This is a genomic window from Streptomyces sp. HUAS MG56 (genome assembly GCF_058673395.1).
In genome coordinates, this window is the sequence record NZ_CM178722.1 from 3,400,498 (window position 1) to 3,418,074 (window position 17,577).

15 protein-coding genes are annotated in these 17,577 nt (G+C 71.1%); 8 read left to right on the forward strand and 7 right to left on the reverse strand.

Annotated features, from left to right (window positions below):
• Positions 1 to 123: 123 nt before the first annotated feature.
• The 5 genes from whiA to AC4OXY_RS16220 all read right to left on the reverse strand — a co-directional run bounded on the left by whiA (position 124) and on the right by AC4OXY_RS16220 (position 5,703).
• The gene (gene whiA, locus AC4OXY_RS16200; protein WP_356021315.1) at positions 124 to 1,113 is read right to left on the reverse strand and encodes a DNA-binding protein WhiA; all 990 of its coding nucleotides are present in this window, start codon (positions 1,111 to 1,113) and stop codon (positions 124 to 126) included.
• Positions 1,104 to 2,171, reverse strand: coding sequence for a gluconeogenesis factor YvcK family protein (locus tag AC4OXY_RS16205; RefSeq protein WP_376290820.1), 1,068 nt, complete (start codon positions 2,169 to 2,171; stop codon positions 1,104 to 1,106). The genes whiA and AC4OXY_RS16205 overlap by 10 nt, the downstream gene beginning before the upstream one ends.
• Complete coding sequence (gene rapZ / locus AC4OXY_RS16210; RefSeq protein WP_356021311.1) at positions 2,168 to 3,187, reverse strand: RNase adapter RapZ; 1,020 nt, start codon at positions 3,185 to 3,187, stop codon at positions 2,168 to 2,170. The genes AC4OXY_RS16205 and rapZ overlap by 4 nt, the downstream gene beginning before the upstream one ends.
• Entirely contained in the window at positions 3,184 to 5,268 is a 2,085-nt protein-coding gene (gene uvrC, locus AC4OXY_RS16215) for an excinuclease ABC subunit UvrC (protein WP_356021309.1), read from the reverse strand. Before uvrC ends, rapZ begins: the two co-directional genes overlap by 4 nt.
• 216 nt (positions 5,269 to 5,484) lie before the next feature.
• Entirely contained in the window at positions 5,485 to 5,703 is a 219-nt protein-coding gene (locus AC4OXY_RS16220; protein WP_356021307.1) for a hypothetical protein, read from the reverse strand.
• A 284-nt stretch (positions 5,704 to 5,987) separates the two neighbouring features.
• On the opposite strand from AC4OXY_RS16220, the gene AC4OXY_RS16225 reads away from it, so the two are divergent.
• Complete coding sequence (locus AC4OXY_RS16225; protein WP_362819021.1) at positions 5,988 to 6,935, forward strand: hypothetical protein; 948 nt, start codon at positions 5,988 to 5,990, stop codon at positions 6,933 to 6,935.
• Positions 6,936 to 7,026: 91 nt separating this feature from the next.
• Here AC4OXY_RS16225 and AC4OXY_RS16230 read toward each other — a convergent pair whose 3' ends face one another.
• Positions 7,027 to 7,452: a Rieske (2Fe-2S) protein gene (locus AC4OXY_RS16230; RefSeq protein WP_356021302.1), complete on the reverse strand. Its 426-nt coding sequence runs from the start codon at positions 7,450 to 7,452 to the stop codon at positions 7,027 to 7,029.
• Positions 7,453 to 7,757: 305 nt separating this feature from the next.
• Here AC4OXY_RS16230 and AC4OXY_RS16235 point away from each other — a divergent pair, with 305 nt between their 5' ends.
• Positions 7,758 to 8,888, forward strand: coding sequence for a LacI family DNA-binding transcriptional regulator (locus AC4OXY_RS16235; RefSeq protein WP_491994118.1), 1,131 nt, complete (start codon positions 7,758 to 7,760; stop codon positions 8,886 to 8,888).
• On the forward strand, positions 8,885 to 9,796 hold the full coding sequence (locus AC4OXY_RS16240) for a carbohydrate kinase family protein (RefSeq protein ID WP_356021298.1): 912 nt from the start codon (positions 8,885 to 8,887) through the stop codon (positions 9,794 to 9,796). The genes AC4OXY_RS16235 and AC4OXY_RS16240 overlap by 4 nt, the downstream gene beginning before the upstream one ends.
• A 172-nt stretch (positions 9,797 to 9,968) precedes the next feature.
• On the opposite strand, the gene uvrA is transcribed toward AC4OXY_RS16240, so the two are convergent.
• Positions 9,969 to 13,004 carry an excinuclease ABC subunit UvrA gene (uvrA, locus tag AC4OXY_RS16245; RefSeq protein WP_356021296.1) on the reverse strand — a complete coding sequence of 1,012 codons (3,036 nt, stop codon included), beginning with the start codon at positions 13,002 to 13,004 and terminating at the stop codon, positions 9,969 to 9,971.
• A gap of 224 nt (positions 13,005 to 13,228) precedes the next feature.
• On the opposite strand from uvrA, the gene AC4OXY_RS16250 reads away from it, so the two are divergent.
• From AC4OXY_RS16250 to AC4OXY_RS16270, 5 genes are all read left to right on the forward strand, one after another.
• Complete coding sequence (locus AC4OXY_RS16250; protein ID WP_376290804.1) at positions 13,229 to 13,915, forward strand: maleylpyruvate isomerase family mycothiol-dependent enzyme; 687 nt, start codon at positions 13,229 to 13,231, stop codon at positions 13,913 to 13,915.
• A gap of 46 nt (positions 13,916 to 13,961) precedes the next feature.
• Complete coding sequence (locus AC4OXY_RS16255; RefSeq protein ID WP_491994119.1) at positions 13,962 to 14,618, forward strand: MBL fold metallo-hydrolase; 657 nt, start codon at positions 13,962 to 13,964, stop codon at positions 14,616 to 14,618.
• Positions 14,619 to 15,014: 396 nt separating this feature from the next.
• Positions 15,015 to 15,899: an ABC transporter substrate-binding protein gene (locus tag AC4OXY_RS16260; protein ID WP_491994120.1), complete on the forward strand. Its 885-nt coding sequence runs from the start codon at positions 15,015 to 15,017 to the stop codon at positions 15,897 to 15,899.
• Positions 15,896 to 16,816 (forward strand): amino acid ABC transporter permease, encoded by a 921-nt coding sequence (locus AC4OXY_RS16265; protein WP_356021288.1) that lies wholly within the window; start codon positions 15,896 to 15,898, stop codon positions 16,814 to 16,816. The genes AC4OXY_RS16260 and AC4OXY_RS16265 overlap by 4 nt, the downstream gene beginning before the upstream one ends.
• Entirely contained in the window at positions 16,813 to 17,565 is a 753-nt protein-coding gene (locus tag AC4OXY_RS16270) for an amino acid ABC transporter ATP-binding protein (protein ID WP_356021286.1), read from the forward strand. The genes AC4OXY_RS16265 and AC4OXY_RS16270 overlap by 4 nt, the downstream gene beginning before the upstream one ends.
• Positions 17,566 to 17,577: the final 12 nt, after the last annotated feature.

A 17,577-nucleotide genomic window follows, 5' to 3' on the forward strand; every position in this document is an offset into this window, starting at 1 on the left:
GAACAAACTCGTCAGGGTCATGGCACTTCACGAGGGGCGGTTTCGTACGGGTCGGTGGGTGTGAAAAAGCCGGTGCCGGGGTCTCGACTGGAGCCCGGCACCGGCGTGTTGAGCGTGCGCCGGTCAGCCGGCCAGGTTGTCCGCCAGCTCCTCGCTGAGGTTGGCCTCCGTGCTCGGGATGCCCAGGTCGGCGGCGCGCTTGTCGGCCATCGCCAACAGGCGGCGGATCCGGCCCGCGACCGCGTCCTTGGTCAGCGGCGGGTCGGCGAGCGCGCCCAGCTCCTCCAGCGAGGCCTGCTTGTGCTCCATGCGCAGCCGGCCGGCGGCCGCGAGGTGCTCGGGCACCTCCTCGCCGAGGATCTCCAGGGCCCGCTGCACTCGCGCCCCCGCTGCCACGGCGGCGCGGGCCGAGCGGCGCAGGTTGGCGTCGTCGAAGTTGGCGAGCCGGTTCGCCGTGGCCCGCACCTCGCGGCGCATCCGGCGCTCCTCCCAGGCCAGCACCGACTCGTGCGCGCCGAGCCGGGTCAGCAGCGCGCCGATCGCGTCACCGTCGCGTACGACCACCCGGTCCACGCCCCGCACCTCACGGGCCTTCGCGGCGATCGACAGCCGGCGGGCGGCGCCGACCAGCGCGAGCGCGGCCTCCGGACCCGGGCAGGTCACCTCCAGGGAGGAGGAACGGCCGGGCTCGGTCAGCGAGCCGTGCGCCAGGAAGGCCCCACGCCAGGCCGCCTCCGCGTCGCAGGTGGCCCCGGAGACCACCTGCGGAGGCAGACCCCGGATCGGGCGGCCCCGGCCGTCGACCAGACCGGTCTGGCGGGCCAGCTGGTCACCGCCCGCGACGACCCGTACGACATAGCGCGAGCCGCGGCGCAGTCCGCCGGGCGCCATCACGATCAGCTCGGAACTGTGGCCGAAGATCTCCAGGATGTCCCGCTTGAGGCGGCGAGCCGCCATCGCGGTGTCCAGCTCCGCCTCGATCACGATGCGCCCGCTCACCAGGTGAAGGCCGCCGGCGAACCGCAGAATGGCGGAGACCTCCGCCTTCCTGCAACAGGTCCGGGTGACGGGGAGCCGGGAGATCTCGTCCTTCACCGCTGCCGTCATCGCCATGGGCCGATCCTTCCATGCATCCGAAAAATACGGTCGTACGCGGCGGCCAACAGCTCCGGGTCGTGCCGCGGTGAACCGTCGGCCCGGGCCACGGGCGCCAGCTCGACCGCGGCCCCCAGCCGCTTGGCGGCCTCGGTGAGCAAGTCGCGATCGGGTACGGCGGCCTCGTCGGCCAGCACCACGTCCAGGGCGAGTTTAGGGGCGTGTCGCCCCAAAACCTCCAAATGACGCTGCGGGGAGAAGCCCTCGGTTTCTCCCGGCTGCGGAGCGAGGTTCAAGGAGAGCACCTTGCGCGCCTTGGTCTCGGTGAGGGCGTCCAGCAGCTCGGGGACGAGCAGGTGCGGGATCACCGAGGAGAACCAGGAACCGGGGCCGAGCACCACCCAGTCGGCGTCCTGGACCGCCGCCACGGCCTCGGGCACGGCCGGCGGGTCGTTCGGCACGACGTGCACCGACTGCACCTCCCCGGGCGTGAGCGCGACCGTCGCCTGCCCGCGCACGGTGTCCACGTCGTCCGGGCGCTCCGGGTCGTGCCCCTTGACCAGGGCCTGGAGCTCCAGCGGCACGGCCGACATGGGCAGCACGCGGCCGTGTGCGCCGAGCAGCTTGCCGACCAGGTCCAGGGCCTGCACATGGTCGCCGAGCTGCTCCCACAGGGCGACGATCAGCAGATTGCCGACCGCGTGCTCGTGCAGGTCGCCCTGGGACTGGAAGCGGTGCTGGATGACCCGGGCCCAGGTCTGGCCCCAGTCGTCGTCACCGCAGAGCGCGGCCAGCGCCTTGCGCAGATCGCCGGGCGGGAGCACGCCCAGCTCGTCACGCAGCCGACCGCTGGAGCCGCCGTCGTCGGCCACGGTGACGACGGCGGTGAGGTCGCCGGTGATCCGGCGCAGTGCGGCGAGCGAGGCGGACAGGCCCATGCCGCCGCCGAGCGCGACGACCTTGGGCTGGGCGCCCCGGCGGCGGGGCCGGGCGCCGCGCGACTCGGCCGGGCGGCCGGTGCGCGACTCGGGCACCATCCGGCGCAGTCTGCTCAGCCGCGGTGTACGTTCCGTCATTCCCGTCCCATGTCCCGGTGCACGATCACCGTCTCCACGCCCTCGGCCGCGAGGCGCGCGGCGAGCTTCTCCGACATCGCCACCGAGCGATGCTTGCCGCCGGTACAGCCGATGGCGATGGTCACATACCGCTTGCCCTCGCGCCGGTAGCCGGCCGCGATGAGGCGCAGCAGCTCGGCGTAGCGGTCGAGGAACTCCTTGGCGCCGGGCTGGTTGAAGACGTAGGCGGCGACCTCCTCGTTGAGGCCCGAGTACGGGCGCAGCTCGGGGACCCAGTGCGGGTTGGGCAGGAACCGCATGTCCGCGACCAGGTCGGCGTCGACCGGCAGACCGTACTTGAAGCCGAACGACATGACGGTGGCCCGCAGCTCGGGCTCCTCCTCGCCGGCGAACTGGGCGTCCATCTTGGCGCGCAGCTCGTGCACGTTGAGGCTGGAGGTGTCGATCACCAGGTCGGCGTCCCCGCGCAGCTCGCGCAGCAGCTCTCGCTCGGCGGCGATGCCGTCCACGATGCGGCCGTCGCCCTGGAGCGGATGCGGGCGGCGCACCGACTCGAAGCGGCGCACCAGCGCCTCGTCGGAGGACTCCAGGAACACGATGCGCCGGGTGACGCCCCGGGTGTCCAGGTCCGCGAGGGACTCGCGGAGGTTGTCGAAGAAGCGCCGGCCGCGCACGTCCACGACGACCGCGATCCGCGCCACGTTGCCCTGCGAGCGGGCACCCAGCTCCACCATGGTGGGGATGAGGGCGGGCGGGAGGTTGTCCACGACGAACCAGCCGAGGTCCTCCAGACACTTCGCGGCCGTCGACCGGCCCGCTCCGGACATGCCGGAGATGATCACCAGTTCGGGGATGGCCGCTTCGGGGGCCGCGGCCGCCGTGACGTCCGTACTCACCTGTGCTCCGTTTTCCTGGACCGCGTGCTGATCGCCCGCCGCGGGCTGTGGCCGGTCCCGGCCCGCTTCCTTGTGCGCCCGATCTCGCTCGGGCGTGGGGTGTGTCTCGTGCTCGGTCATGTCTCCTGCCCCCGTCGTTCGTCCGGGAGACCCGCGATCGCGGGCTCCCCCGAGGAACCGCCCGTCGTGTCGGGTTCCTCGTCTTCAATGATCTCTCCGGTCGCCGTGTTCACGGCGGGTGCGGCCGGGGCCGCCTGGGCGAGGGCCGCGGCGATGGTCTCGGCCGTCTTCCGGCCTATCCCGGGCACCTCCTGGATCTGTTCGATTGTGGCGGACCGGAGCTTCTTCACCGAGCCGAAATGCTTGATGAGCGCCTGTTTGCGGGTTTCGCCGAGGCCGGGCACGTCGTCCAGGGGGCCGGCGCGGAAGCGCTTGGCCCGCTTGACGCGCTGGTAGGTGATCGCGAAGCGGTGGGCCTCGTCCCGTACGCGCTGGAGGAGATAGAGGCCCTCGCTGGTGCGAGGCAGGACCACCGGGTCGTCCTCGCCCGGCACCCAGACCTCCTCCAGGCGCTTGGCGAGGCCGCAGACGGCGATGTCGTCGATCCCCAGCTCGTCGAGGGCGCGCCGGGCCGCCGCGACCTGCGGCTGGCCACCGTCGACGACGACGAGCTGCGGCGGGTAGGCGAACTTCTTGGGCCGGCCGTCGTCGTCCTTGAGAGAGTCGGTGATCTCGTCCGCACCGGTGGGGAGAGACCCGTCGGCGGCGGCCTCCTCGCCGTCGGACCACTCCCCCGTCTTCTCCTTCTCGGCGAGGTAGCGCCTGAAGCGCCGGCTGATCACCTCGTGCATGGAGCGGACGTCGTCCTGGCCCGCGAAGCCCTTGATCTGGAAGCGGCGGTACTCGCTCTTGCGCTGGAGGCCGTCCTCGAAGACGACCATGGAGGCGACCACGTCGTCCCCCTGGAGGTGCGAGATGTCGTAGCACTCGATCCGGAGCGGGGCGCTGTCCAGGTCGAGGGCCTCGGCGATCTCCTCCAGGGCACGCGAGCGTGTGGTCAGGTCGGAGGCGCGCTTGGTCTTGTGCAGCGCCAGGGCCTGCTGGGCGTTGCGCTGCACGGTCTCCATGAGCGCCTTCTTGTCGCCACGCTGCGGGATGCGCAGCGACACGTTCGAGCCGCGGCGGCCGGCCAGCCATTCCTGGACCGGTGCGACGGGCTCGGGCAGCGCCGGGACCAGGACCTCCTTGGGGACCGCGTCCCCGGTCTCCTCGCCGTACAGCTGCTGGAGCGCGTGCTCGACGAGGGCCGCGGTGGTGACGTCCTCGACCTTGTCGGTCACCCAGCCGCGCTGGCCGCGCACCCGGCCCCCGCGCACGTGGAAGATCTGCACGGCCGCCTCCAGCTCGTCCTCCGCGACGGCGATGAGGTCGGCGTCGGTCGCGTCGGCGAGCACGACCGCGCTCTTCTCCATGGCCTTCTTCAGGGCCTCGATGTCGTCGCGCAGCCGGGCGGCCCGCTCGTACTCCATCTCCTCGGCCGCCGTCATCATCTGCTTCTCCAGGCGGCGGAGGTACGTGCCCGTGCGGCCCGCCATGAAGTCGCAGAACTCCTCGGCCAGCTCCCGGTGCTCCTCGGGGCTGATCCGGTCGACACAGGGTGCCGAGCATTTGCCGATGTAGCCGAGCAGGCACGGCCGGCCGGTGCGTTCGGCGTTCTTGAAGACACCGGCCGAGCAGGTGCGCACCGGGAAGACGCGCAGCAGCAGGTCGACGGTGTCCCGGATGGCCCACGCGTGCCCGTAGGGCCCGAAGTACCGCACGCCCTTCTTCTTGTGACCGCGCATCACCTGCACACGCGGGAACTCCTCGTTCATCGTCACCGCGAGGTACGGATAGCTCTTGTCGTCGCGGTACTTGACGTTGAACCGGGGGTCGTACTCCTTGATCCAGGAGTACTCCAGCTGGAGCGCCTCGACTTCCGTGGACACCACGGTCCACTCCACGGACGCGGCGGTGGTCACCATCGTCCGGGTGCGCGGGTGCAGGTTCGCCAGGTCCTGGAAGTAGTTCGCCAGGCGCTGGCGCAGGCTTTTCGCCTTTCCGACGTAGATCACCCGGCGGTGCTCGTCACGGAACCTGTACACCCCCGGAGAGTCCGGGATCTCACCCGGCCTGGGGCGGTAGCTGGAGGGGTCGGCCATGTCTCACACCCTACTGGCGAGCGCCGACACCGCGTCGGGCCTGTGGACAACGTCCGCGCCCGCGCCGTTCACCCGTCCCGGCACCATCCCACGCCGGCCGGGGACGCACCGGTGCCGATCACCTGCCGGACGGTCCTGAGCGCCTCGTCGAGCGGCACGGTGTCCTCGTCGGGACACGTGTCGCACTGCCCGTTCGCGAGCCGGAAGCCCCCACCCTCACGCCCGCGGCCCCAGGGGTGACCGCGGACCGCCGTCCGCGTCGAGGAGCATCACCAGCGCGCGCTCGGTGTTGGTCAGCACGCTCAGCAGGCGTCCGGTGGAACCGGTGAACCAGGCTTCGAGACACCCCGCTGCGATCCGACGCCGCAGCCCGGCGACCGCCTCTTCCGGCGGCACAGCGATGTCGTCACCGGCGAATGCCCAGGTCTCCGCCACGCGCCGATCCTCCCATGGCGCGACGGGCACCGGCACGGCCCGGGGGTGCGACGGTTCCGGCGGCGCGCCGCAGTCCGGCCGGGCGGGGCCATGGCGGGTTCGAGGTGTTGTCGGGGCCAGGTCAACACGCTTCAATGCGGGGGAACTCGGGGCCGGGCACGCCCGCACAACGGGATGCGGCGTGCGCAGTCAGGGGTGCTCACAGCGCCCACGGGGGTGGTCCCGCACACCAGCGCAGACGGCCCGACCAGCCGTAGCGACACCTCATAGAAAGGCGCCTCGGCATGCGGCATGCCACCGAGCACGCGGACGTCCTCACCACGGAACTGGACATGGTCCTTCGGGGCGGCCCCTTCCATGCGGCGCTGCGCGCCGCCATCGCCGCACGCGGGCTGCCGCTCCAGCGTGTCCAGCACCATCTGTCCCGCCACGGGGTCAAGGTCGGTGTGACCAGCCTGAGTTACTGGCAGCAGGGCGCCCGCCGCCCGCAGCGCCCCGAGTCACTGCGGGCCGTGCGCGCGCTGGAGGAGATCCTCCAACTGCCGGACGAATCGCTGATCCGGCTGCTCGCCGACACCCACGAGCACAGGGTGTCCGGCCGCCCCGGGGCCCGCTCCTACCGCTCCCTGATCGAGGCCTCGGACGTCCTCGACCGGCTCCGGGCCGGCCTCGGCTGGTCCGCCGACGGCGGACTGCACACCCTCGGCCATCACGAATACGTCCGGATCGGCGCCCGGCGCGAACTGGCGGCCCGCGAGGCCCAGCACATCGTGCGGGCCCACCACGACGGCGTCGACCGCTTCCTCGCCGTGCACCACGGCGACCCCGGCTGCCGCCCGCCGGACATCAGGGTGCGGGCCCTGGAGAACTGCCGCACGGGACGCGTCCGCTGGGACCAGGACGCCGGCCTGCTGGTGGCCGAGCTGCTCTTCGGCACCCGGCTGCGCTCCGGCGACACCTTCCTCTTCCGGTACGGCATCGAGGACGGCACTGCCGGAACCTCCCGTGAACATCTTCACCGGTTCTGCTCCCCCGGCGGCCAGTACGCACTCCAGGTGCGCTTCGACACGGCCGCACTCCCGGCGCGCTGCCACCGCTTCACCCAGCCCTCGGCGGCGGCCCCCCGCAGCGGCCGGCAGGAACTGCCGGTCACCGGACCGCACCACTGCGTCCACGTGGTCGAGCCACGGATCCGGCCGGGCATCATCGGCATCACGTGGGACTGGGAGTGAAATCCCCTACGCCGTAGGGCTGTTGGCAGTCGTAGGCCTGTTGGCCACTGGCGACCGTCAGGACGGCGGCTCGGCCGGCGTCGGCTTCCGGTCAGGCGCCCGGGCCGGCGACGATCCTGCCGTTGGTGGTCTTCACCGGCAGCTCGGCGAGGGGCTCGGTGGCCGGCTGCTGGACCACTTTGCCGGTCGTGGCGTCGAACTCGCTGCCGTGACAGGGGCAGATCAAGGTCGTCCCCTGGAGCTTGTTGATGGGGCACCCCGCGTGCGTGCAGATCGTGCTGTACGCCTTCAGCGCGCCGTTCCTGTCACGGCTGACGACCACGTTGTGATCCTGGTAGAGCTTGGCTGCGCCCTGGGCGACCTCGCTCTCGGCACCGAGGTCGACGGGCGCGGTCGGGGTGGCCGCCGCCGAGGCACCGCCCGGCGCCGAGCACGCGGCCAGGCCGAGCCCGGCGACCGGGGCCACGGCGGCCCCTCGAAGGACGGTACGACGGCTCGCGGACGGTCGGGCGGGCATCTGGAACTCCACGGATCAAGGGCTGGGCAGGGCGACCATACCCGGGCAAGGGGGCAGGTTCTGCGGCAGGGGTGGCACCTCGGAGGGACGGCGAGGGTGCCCTGGAGCGGAACGCTCGGTGGGTGGGGGCCAGGCCAGGGGACGGGGAGCCGGGGAGGCAGCTGGGCCGGGGCTGCCCGGGCGGAGGACGTAAACGCTTGCGCAAGCGTTTACGCGGGGCCGGTCGATGGGATACGTTCCCGGCCGGAGCCCCCGCAACAGGGGCCGGGAACGCCCGGCCTCGTCGGCTCAGGGAGGAAAAGCCGATGGCCACCATGGCGGACGTCGCTCGCAGCGCCGGTGTCTCCGTGGCGACCGTCTCCCACGTCCTCAACGGCACGCGGCCGGTGCTGTCGCACACCCGCCAGGCCGTGCTGGACGCCGTCGACAACCTCGGCTACACGCCCAACACCCTGGCCCGCTCCCTGGTGACCTCCCGTACCCGCTCCATCGGGCTCGCCGTGTCGGCGATCAGCAACCCCTACTTCACGGAGATCCTCCAGGGAGTCGAGGCGGCCGCCCTGGAAGCGGGGTACAGCCTGCTCATCGCCGACCCGCACGACGACCCCGGGCACGAACGCAAGGTCGCTCAGCTCCTCCATGAGCGCCGCGTGGACGGCATGATCGTCGCCCCCTCCGCACATCCGCACGATCTCGTCGGCTACCTCCGCCGCCACGCCGTCCCCACCGTGTTCCTCGACCGGGTGATCGACGCGCGCGTGCTGGACGGCACCCCGGCCGGCGGTGACGAGGGTGCGTCCCCCGACGGGGGCGTGTCGTGGTGCGACCAGGTCTGTGCCGAGAGCGCCGGGCCGACCTCCCGCCTCGTCGCTCATCTCGCCGCCCTGGGCCACCGGCGGATCGGCATGGTCGCGGGTCTGCCCGGGCTGAGCACCACCGAAGAGCGCGTCGCCGGCTATCGGGACGGCCTCGCCGCCGCCGGCCTGGCGCTTGACGAGCGGCTCCTCGTGTCCGGCGACTCGGAGTCCGCCGGTGCCGAGCAGGCGACGGTGGCCCTGCTCACGCTGCCCGATCCGCCCACGGCCCTCGTCACCGCCAACAACGCGATGACCATCGGGGCACTGCGCGCACTGCGCCGACTCGGCCGGTCCGTCCCGGACGACCTCGCCCTGTGCTGCTTCGACGACTTCGCCTGGGCCGACCTGTTCTCGCCACGGCTCACCGCCGTCGCCCAGCCCAGCAGAGAACTGGGCGCGCGGGCCGTGCGGGTTCTCCTGGACCGGCTGAGCGAGCCCCGGCGTCCGGCCCGGACGGTGCGACTGCCGTGCACGTTCGTGCATCGCACGTCCTGCGGCTGCCCGGAGCAGCCCGGCGCGGCCGGGAGACCCGAGCACCGCGAACCATTCACGCTGTCCGAGAAGGGAACCGTCTCGTGATCGTCGTCGCCGGTGAGGCACTGATCGACCTGGTACCGCAGGGCCCCGGTGCCCTCGCGGACCTGAAGCCGGCGCTCGGCGGCGGCCCGTACAACACCGCCGTGGCCCTGGGCCGGCTCGGCTCCCGCACCGCTTTCTGCTCGCGGGCCTCGCACGACGCCTTCGGTGCGGCGCTGCTCGACGGGCTACGGCGGGCGGAGGTCGATGTGTCGGCCGTCCAGCGCGGGCCGGAGCCGACGACCCTCGCGGTGGCCACGCTCGACGCCACCGGCTCCGCCGCGTACTCCTTCTATGTCGACGGCACCGCCGACCGTCTGTTCACCGCGCCCGCCGCACTGCCTGCCGGCACGCGCGCGGTGTCGTTCGGCACCTGCTCGCTCGTCCTGGAACCGGGGGCGAGCGCCTATGAGGAGCTGATGCGCGCGGCGGCCGGGCAGGGGCTGTTCACCGCGCTCGATCCCAACATCCGGGCGGGACTGATCCCGGACGCGGACGCCTACCGGGCACGTTTCAAGAGCTGGCTGCCCTCGGTGACGCTGCTGAAGCTGTCCGCGGAGGACGCGGCGTGGCTGGGCGGCACGCCGCGCGAGTGGCTGGCCTCGGGACCGTCGGCCGTCGTGGTGACCCGGGGCGGGGACGGGCTGACCGTGTTCACCCGTGACGGAGGGGAGCACTCCGTGCCGGGTGAGAAGGTCGCCGTGGTGGACACCATCGGCGCCGGTGACACGGTGAACGCGGCCTTGCTGCACGGGCTTTCCGCCCAGGACGCGTTGTCCGCGGAAGCGCTCGCCGCCCTGGGGGCACAGGGCTGGGCACGGCTGCTGCGCTTCGCGGCACGGGCTGCGGCGATCACCTGCTCACGGGCCGGGGCCGAGCCGCCCTATGCGGCCGAGCTGGGTGAGTGGTGAACGCCCCGTCTTCTCTGTGCTGTTGACAAGGTGCGGCCGGGACTGTGGCGCGCGGGGACCTGCTGCACCGCAGAACCGGGCTGGCTGATGGATGAACGAACGGCGCCCCGCGGGGAGTTCCCGCGGGGCGCCGTTTTTTTGGTATTGCGTCAGCCCATGTGGTGATGTGTCGTCAGGCCTTGCGGGCTCGCGTCGTCTTCTTCGCCGGGTTCGCCGCGGGGGCCTTCTTGGCGGCCCCGGCGGCCTTCTTGGTCGCCGTGTTGTTGGCCTTGGCCGTCACCGTCTTCTTCGCCGTCGACCTGGCCGCGGCCGTCTTCCGGGCCGGGGTGCTCCGGGACGCCTTGACCGGCTCCGCGTCGCTGATGCGGTCGGCACCGAGGATCTCGCGCAGGAACTTGCCGGTGTGGCTGGCCGGTACCCCGGCCACCTCTTCGGGCGTGCCCTCGGCGACCACGAGGCCACCGCCGGCGCCGCCCTCCGGGCCCATGTCCACGACCCAGTCGGCGGTCTTGATCACGTCGAGGTTGTGCTCGATGACGATGACCGTGTTGCCCTTGTCGACCAGGCCGCCGAGCACCTTCAGCAGCTTGCTGATGTCCTCGAAGTGCAGACCGGTGGTCGGCTCGTCGAGGACGTAGACCGTGCGTCCGGTGGAGCGCTTCTGCAGCTCGCTGGCCAGCTTCACCCGCTGGGCCTCACCACCGGAGAGGGTCGTGGCGGACTGGCCGAGGCGGACATAGCCGAGGCCGACGTCCTTCAGCGTCCTCAGGTGGCGGGAGATCGCCGGAACCGCCTCGAAGAAGTCGGTGGCCTCCTCGATCGGCATGTTCAGCACGTCGGCGATGGACTTGCCCTTGTAGTGGACCTCCAGGGTCTCCCGGTTGTACCGGGCGCCGTGGCAGACCTCGCACGGGACGTAGACGTCCGGGAGGAAGTTCATCTCGATCTTGATCGTGCCGTCGCCCGCGCAGTTCTCGCAGCGGCCGCCCTTGACGTTGAAGGAGAATCGTCCGGGCAGGTAGCCGCGGACCTTCGCCTCGGTGGTCTCGGCGAACAGCTTGCGGACGTGGTCGAAGACACCGGTGTACGTCGCCGGGTTGGACCGCGGGGTGCGGCCGATCGGCGACTGGTCGACGTGCACGACCTTGTCGACCAGGTCGTCGCCGTCCACACGCGTGTGCCGTCCCGGGACGTTCCTCGCGCCGTTCAGCTCGCGGGCCAGGTGCGTGTAGAGGATGTCGTTGACCAGCGTCGACTTGCCGGAGCCGGACACGCCCGTGACAGCCGTGAAGACGCCCAGGGGGAAGGACACGTCGATGTCCTGAAGGTTGTTCTCGCGGGCGCCGTGCACGGTGAGCCGGCGGGAGGGGTCGCGGGGACGGCGGATGTCGGGCAGGGGGATCGCCTTGCGGCCCGACAGGTACGCGCCGGTCTGCGACTCGGTGTTGGCGAGCAGCTCCTTCAGAGAGCCGCTGTGCACGACCTTGCCGCCGTGCTCACCGGCGCCGGGGCCGATGTCCACGACCCAGTCGGCGACCTTGATGGTGTCCTCGTCGTGCTCCACGACGATGAGCGTGTTGCCCATGTCGCGCAGCCGGACCAGGGTCTCGATCAGCCGGTGGTTGTCCCGCTGGTGCAGACCGATGGACGGCTCGTCGAGGACGTAGAGCACGCCGACGAGGCCGGAACCGATCTGGGTGGCCAGGCGGATGCGCTGGGCCTCGCCGCCGGAGAGCGTGCCGGCCGCGCGGTTGAGGGAGAGGTAGTCGAGGCCGACATCGACCAGGAAGCGCAGCCGCTCGTTGACCTCCTTCAGCACCCGCTCGGCGATCTTCTTGTCGCGGGCGTTCAGCGTCAGCCGGCCCAGGAAGTCCGCGCAGTCGCTGATCGACATCGCGGAGACTTCCGCGATCGACTTGTCCATGATCGTGACCGCGAGGACGATCGGCTTCAGGCGGGTGCCCTCGCAGGTGGGGCAGGGCACCTCGCGCATGTAGCCCTCGAAGCGCTCGCGGCTGGCGTCGCTCTCGGCCTCGCTGTGCCGGCGCTTGACGAACGGCACCGCTCCCTCGAAGGGGGTGGTGTACACGCGCTCGCGGCCGTACCTGTTGCGGTACCGCACCTCGATCTGGGTCTTGTGGCCGTGGAGCAGGGCCTTCTTGGCGCGCTGGGGCAGGCCCGCGAAGGGGATGTCCGTGCGGAAGCCGAGCGCGTCGGCGAGGGCGCCGATCAGCCGGCTGAAGTAGTCCTTGGTGTGCCCGTGCGACCAGGGGTGGATGGCGCCCTCGTCCAGGGACTTGTCCGGGTCCGGGACGAGCAGTTCCGGGTCGACCTCCATGCGCGTGCCGATACCGGTGCACTCGGGGCAGGCGCCGAAGGGCGAGTTGAAGGAGAAGGAGCGGGGCTCCAGCTCCTCGAAGGACAGGTCGTCGTACGGGCAGTAGAGGTGCTCCGAGTACATGCGCTCACGCTCGGGGTCGTCCTCGGGGAGGTCGACGAAGTCGAGCACGATCATGCCGCCGGACAGCCCGAGGGCGGTCTCCACGGAGTCGGTGAGGCGGCGCTTGGCGGAGTCCTTGACCGTGAGGCGGTCGACGACCACCTCGATGGTGTGCTTCTCCTGCTTCTTCAGCGCCGGCGGGTCGGAGAGCTGGATCGTCTCGCCGTCCACGCGCGCGCGGGAGTAGCCCTTGGTCTGGAGGTCGGCGAAGAGGTCGACGAACTCGCCCTTGCGCTCGCGCACGAGCGGCGAGAGCACCTGGAAGCGGCTCCCCTCCGGCAGCTCCAGGACCTTGTCCACGATGGCCTGGGGCGACTGGCGCGAGATCGGGCGGCCGCACTCGGGACAGTGCGGCTTGCCGATACGTGCGAAGAGCAGACGCAGGTAGTCGTAGACCTCGGTGATGGTGCCGACCGTCGAGCGCGGGTTGCGCGAGGTCGACTTCTGGTCGATGGAGACTGCCGGGGACAGGCCCTCGATGAAGTCGACGTCCGGCTTGTCCATCTGGCCGAGGAACTGCCGGGCGTACGAGGAGAGCGACTCCACGTAACGGCGCTGGCCCTCCGCGAAGATCGTGTCGAAGGCCAGGGAGGACTTGCCCGACCCGGACAGGCCCGTGAAGACGATGAGCGAGTCGCGAGGCAGGTCGAGCGAGACATTCTTGAGGTTGTGCTCGCGCGCGCCACGGACGATGAGACGGTCGGCCACGCCGGTCCGCACCTTTCTTGAGAGAAGTGACAGGGGCGGGGCCCCCGTGCTTCTTCAGACTAGGGGGAGCCACTGACAACGCCGGTCGGATTGCCCGGTTGCATAACAACCCCCGGCCATCCAGCATGCCCGACGCCGCTCTCGACGATATAGCACGTGCTTTCGATTTGCGGGCGAGCTTCACCACCTTCACCCAAAGGTGTGGTGGGGCTAGGGTCAGGTCCATGACCGATCACGCTCATGACCTGGCATGTGTACGTGACGCGACCGAACGGCTCCTCACCGCGGTCGCCAAACTGGACAACGCTTCGCTCGCCGAGCCGTCACGGCTTCCGGGCTGGAGCCGCGGGCACGTCCTCGCCCACCTCTCCCGCAACACGGACGCGCTCGTGAACGTTCTCGAAGGCCGGCCCATGTACGCGAGCGCCGAGGTGCGCGACGCCGACATCGAACGCGACGCCCCGCGCCCCCTCGACGTGCAGCTCACCGACCTGCGCGAAAGCGCGGCCCGCCTCCAGGCGCTGGGGGACGCGCCGGCGGACTGGTCGCGCACCGTCGAGCTGCGCAACGGGGTCACCGACTCCGCGTCCCGGGTGCCGTTCCGCCGGTGGGCCGAGGTGGAGCTGCACCACGTGGATCTCGGGATCGGGTACGAGCTGGAGGATCTCCCGGCGGAGTTCACCGAGCGGGAGATCGACTTCCTGGCCCGGCGCTTCGCCGGGCACAAGGAGGTCCCGTCGACCAGCCTGTCCGCCGGGGACGGCCGGAACTGGACCACGGGCGGCGGCGCCGACGGCGCGCCGGTCGCGGCCCATGGCACGCCCGCCGACCTGCTGGGCTGGCTCGCCGGCCGGCGGGACGGTTCCGGTCTGACCACGGACGGCACGCTGCCCAAGCTGCCTCCCCTGTAGGCCGACGACGGTCCGCGGGCCCCGCCCCCGCTATAGGCTGATCGCCATGACGTACACCGGAGAGGTCAAGGTCGGCGGACCGGCGGACGTGCACGAGCTGAAAGACCTGATGATCACGAAGATCGCGGTCGGCCCGATGGACAACAACGCCTATCTGCTGCGCTGCCGCGCCACCGACGAGCAGCTTCTGATCGACGCCGCCAACGAGGCGGAGACGCTCCTGGGCATGATCGGTGACGACGGCATCGCGTCTGTCGTCACCACCCATCGGCACGGCGATCACTGGCAGGCACTGGCCGCGGTCGTCGCGGCCACGGGCGCGCGTACGTACGCGGGCCGCGAGGACGCTCCCGGCATCCCGGTGCCCACCGACGTGCGCGTGGACGACGGCGACGTCATCAGGGTGGGCAACGTGGAACTCACCGCGCGGCACCTGGTCGGGCACACCCCGGGTTCGATCGCTCTCGTCTACGACGACCCGCACGGCCACCCGCACGTCTTCACCGGCGACTGCCTCTTCCCGGGCGGGGTCGGCAACACGTTCAAGGACGCGGGGGCGTTTGCCAGCCTCATCCGCGACGTGGAGACGAAGATCTTCGACGTACTGCCCGACGAGACCTGGGTGTACCCCGGACACGGCAAGGACACCACGCTGGGCGCGGAGCGGCCCCAGTTGCCGGAGTGGCACGCGCGCGGGTGGTGAGGCGCGGCATCCTGGAGACCGAGCGCGCCACGGTCCATCGCGCGCTCCATGGCACGGAGTTCGCACGTCGGGCGCGCACGCCTCTCGCATGCGCCCGGCGCGCTTTCTCCTGCGCGCGCCCCGTGTGAACGCTTCACACGCGCCGGATCCCTGCGCACGCTCCCGGGCGACGCCGCCATGCGGTCAACTGGTGGCAGTACCGCGCAGGCCGACGGCTCCTGTGCGGAAGGGCCGCCGGTCTTCCCACCCCGCCCCTCGACCGGCGGCCCAGGCCTGCGGCACACGCGCGGCGAGGTTCGCGGAAGCTGTTCACACAGCCGCAACACCCGTTCCCACCATGCGGACAGTTACCGCTGTGACCTGGACAAACGCCGGGTTCGCTGCCAATCTCCCGCCATGCATCCTGCCCCTCGCACCCTGCGCCACGCGGTGGCCGCCGCCACCGTAGCCCTGCTCGCCACCGCTGTCGGCTGTGCTCCGCAGCCCGACGGGAAGGCGTCGACCCCTGCCTCCGGATCGGCCGCGAAGAGCTGCGCCCCGGGCAAGTTGGCCACCAGGACGTCCGGAAAGCTCACGATCGCGACGGACGAACCGGCGTACGAGCCCTGGTTCCAGGACGACAAGCCCGCCGACGGCAAGGGCTTCGAGTCCTCGGTCGCCTATGCCGTGGCCAAGCAGCTCGGATACGGCAAGAACGCGGTCGTGTGGCAGAGCGTGCTATTCAACAAGGCGTTCGCGCCCGGCGTGAAGACCTTCGACTTCGACATCAACCAGGTGTCGATCAGCAACGAGCGCAAGAAGGCCGTGGACTTCTCCTCCGGCTACTACGACGTGCGCCAGGCGGTGATCGCGCTGAAGGGCAGCAAGGCGGCCAAGGCGGCGAGCATCGCGGATCTGAAGAACCTCAAGCTGGGCGCCCAGGTGGGCACCACGAGCCTGGACTACATCACCGACGTGGTGAAGCCGAAGCAGGAGGCGGCCGCGTTCGCCAAGAACGACCAGGCCAAGTCCGCGTTGAAGAACGGCCAGGTGGACGCCATCGTGGTCGACCTGCCGACCGCGTTCTACATCACCTCGGCCGAGGTGACGGACGCGAAGGTCGTCGGCCAGTTCGAGAACCAGGGCGGCGCGCCCGAGCAGTTCGGGCTGGTGCTGGACAAGGGCAGCGCGCTGACCCCGTGCGTGAGCGGCGCCGTCGACTCCCTGCGCAAGGACGGCACACTGGCCCGGCTCGAGAAGCAGTGGCTCTCGGACGCCGTCGACGCCCCGGTGCTCAAGTGACGGTCACCAAGGGCGAGTCGGCCCCGGAGGGAGCCGACGACAAGGGAGACATGACCGGCGCCGTCGACGACAACTACGTGCCCTCCGAGCGACGTTTGGAGCGGGAACGCCACAAACGCGCGCGTGCGCGGCGCGCCACGGCCGTCGCGGCACTCTCGACGCTCGTCACAGCTGTCGTGCTCTACCTCGTCGTCGTCGACGCACCGGGCTGGCCACGCACCAAGGAGACGTTCTTCAGCGCGCAGTACGCGCGCGAGGCGCTGCCGAAAGTCCTCGAAGGGCTGTGGCTGAACGTCCGTCTGCTGGTGATCTGCGGCGCCGCCGTCCTGGTCCTCGGCATGCTGATCGCCATCGCGCGTACCCTGCGCGGACCCGTGTTCTTCCCGCTGCGCGTGCTGGCCGCGGCGTACACCGACTTCTTCCGCGGCCTTCCGCTGATCATCAACCTGATGATCGTGGTCCTGGGCGTGCCGGCGCTGCGTCTTCAGGGCGTGACGGTCGATCCGGTGCTGCTCGGCGGTACCGCGCTGACGCTCACGTACTCGGCGTACGTGGCCGAGGTGTTCCGCGCCGGCATCGAGTCCGTGCACCCCTCGCAGTTCGCCGCGGCCCGCTCGCTGGGCCTGACCAACCGACAGGCGCTGCGCCACGTCGTACTGCCACAGGCGGTGCGCCGTCAGGTCCCGCCCCTGCTCAACGACCTGGTGTCGCTCCAGAAGGACACCGGTCTCGTGTCGATCGGCGGCGCGGTGGACGCCGTCCGGGCGTCCGACATCATCGTGGGCCGCAGTCTGAACTACACGCCGTACATCGTCGCCGGGCTGGTGTTCGTGGCGCTGACCATTCCGATGACCCGCTTCACGGACTGGGTGACGGCCCGGATGGACCGGCGGCGGGCCCAGGGAGGATCCCTATGAGCGACGCGCCCGTGCTGCGCATGGAGTCCGTCCGCAAGACCTTCGCCGGCTCCGTCGTCCTGCGCGACGTCGGCCTGGAGGTCGCCCCGCACACGGTGACCGCGCTGATCGGCGCCTCCGGTTCGGGAAAGTCGACGCTGCTGCGCTGCGCCAACCTGCTGGAGGAGATCGACGACGGCGCGATCTGGCTGGACGGCGAGGAGATCACCGATCCGCGCGTCGACCAGGACGCGGTGCGGCGCAGGATCGGCGTCGTCTTCCAGGCGTACAACCTCTTCCCGCACATGACCGTGCTGGACAACGTGACGCTGGCGCCGCGGCGGGTGCACGGCGTCCCCCGCGAGGAGGCCGAGGAACGCGCCAGGGAGCTGCTGGAGCGCCTCGGACTGGGCGCCAAGGCAACTGCCTACCCCGACCGGCTCAGCGGCGGTCAGCAGCAGCGCGTGGCGATCGTACGGGCCCTCGCCGTACGGCCCCGGCTGTTGCTGCTGGACGAGATCACGGCGGCGCTCGACCCCGAACTCGTCGGCGAGGTGCTGGAGGTGGTCCGCGACCTCAAGGGCGACGGCATGACCATGGTCCTGGCGACGCACGAGATGGGCTTCGCACGGGACGTCGCCGACCAGGTCTGTTTTCTGGACGGTGGCGTCGTGCTGGAGCGCGGCACCGCCGATGAGGTCTTCGGCGATCCGCAGCAGGAGCGCACGCGGCGCTTCCTGCGGCGCATCGTGGAGGCCGGCCGCCTGTGAGGTCGTGGCGCG

Excerpts from the sequence above, each read along its gene's own strand:
- whiA (WP_356021315.1), bottom strand. The coding sequence starts at position 1,113 with ATGGCGATGACGGCAGCGGTGAAGGACGAGATCTCCCGGCTCCCCGTC.
- AC4OXY_RS16205 (WP_376290820.1), bottom strand. The coding sequence starts at position 2,171 with ATGACGGAACGTACACCGCGGCTGAGCAGACTGCGCCGGATGGTGCCC.
- rapZ (WP_356021311.1), bottom strand. The coding sequence starts at position 3,187 with ATGACCGAGCACGAGACACACCCCACGCCCGAGCGAGATCGGGCGCAC.
- uvrC (WP_356021309.1), bottom strand. The coding sequence starts at position 5,268 with ATGGCCGACCCCTCCAGCTACCGCCCCAGGCCGGGTGAGATCCCGGAC.
- AC4OXY_RS16225 (WP_362819021.1), top strand. The coding sequence starts at position 5,988 with ATGCGGCATGCCACCGAGCACGCGGACGTCCTCACCACGGAACTGGAC.
- AC4OXY_RS16230 (WP_356021302.1), bottom strand. The coding sequence starts at position 7,452 with ATGCCCGCCCGACCGTCCGCGAGCCGTCGTACCGTCCTTCGAGGGGCC.
- AC4OXY_RS16235 (WP_491994118.1), top strand. The coding sequence starts at position 7,758 with ATGGCCACCATGGCGGACGTCGCTCGCAGCGCCGGTGTCTCCGTGGCG.
- AC4OXY_RS16250 (WP_376290804.1), top strand. The coding sequence starts at position 13,229 with ATGACCGATCACGCTCATGACCTGGCATGTGTACGTGACGCGACCGAA.
- AC4OXY_RS16255 (WP_491994119.1), top strand. The coding sequence starts at position 13,962 with ATGACGTACACCGGAGAGGTCAAGGTCGGCGGACCGGCGGACGTGCAC.
- AC4OXY_RS16260 (WP_491994120.1), top strand. The coding sequence starts at position 15,015 with ATGCATCCTGCCCCTCGCACCCTGCGCCACGCGGTGGCCGCCGCCACC.
- AC4OXY_RS16270 (WP_356021286.1), top strand. The coding sequence starts at position 16,813 with ATGAGCGACGCGCCCGTGCTGCGCATGGAGTCCGTCCGCAAGACCTTC.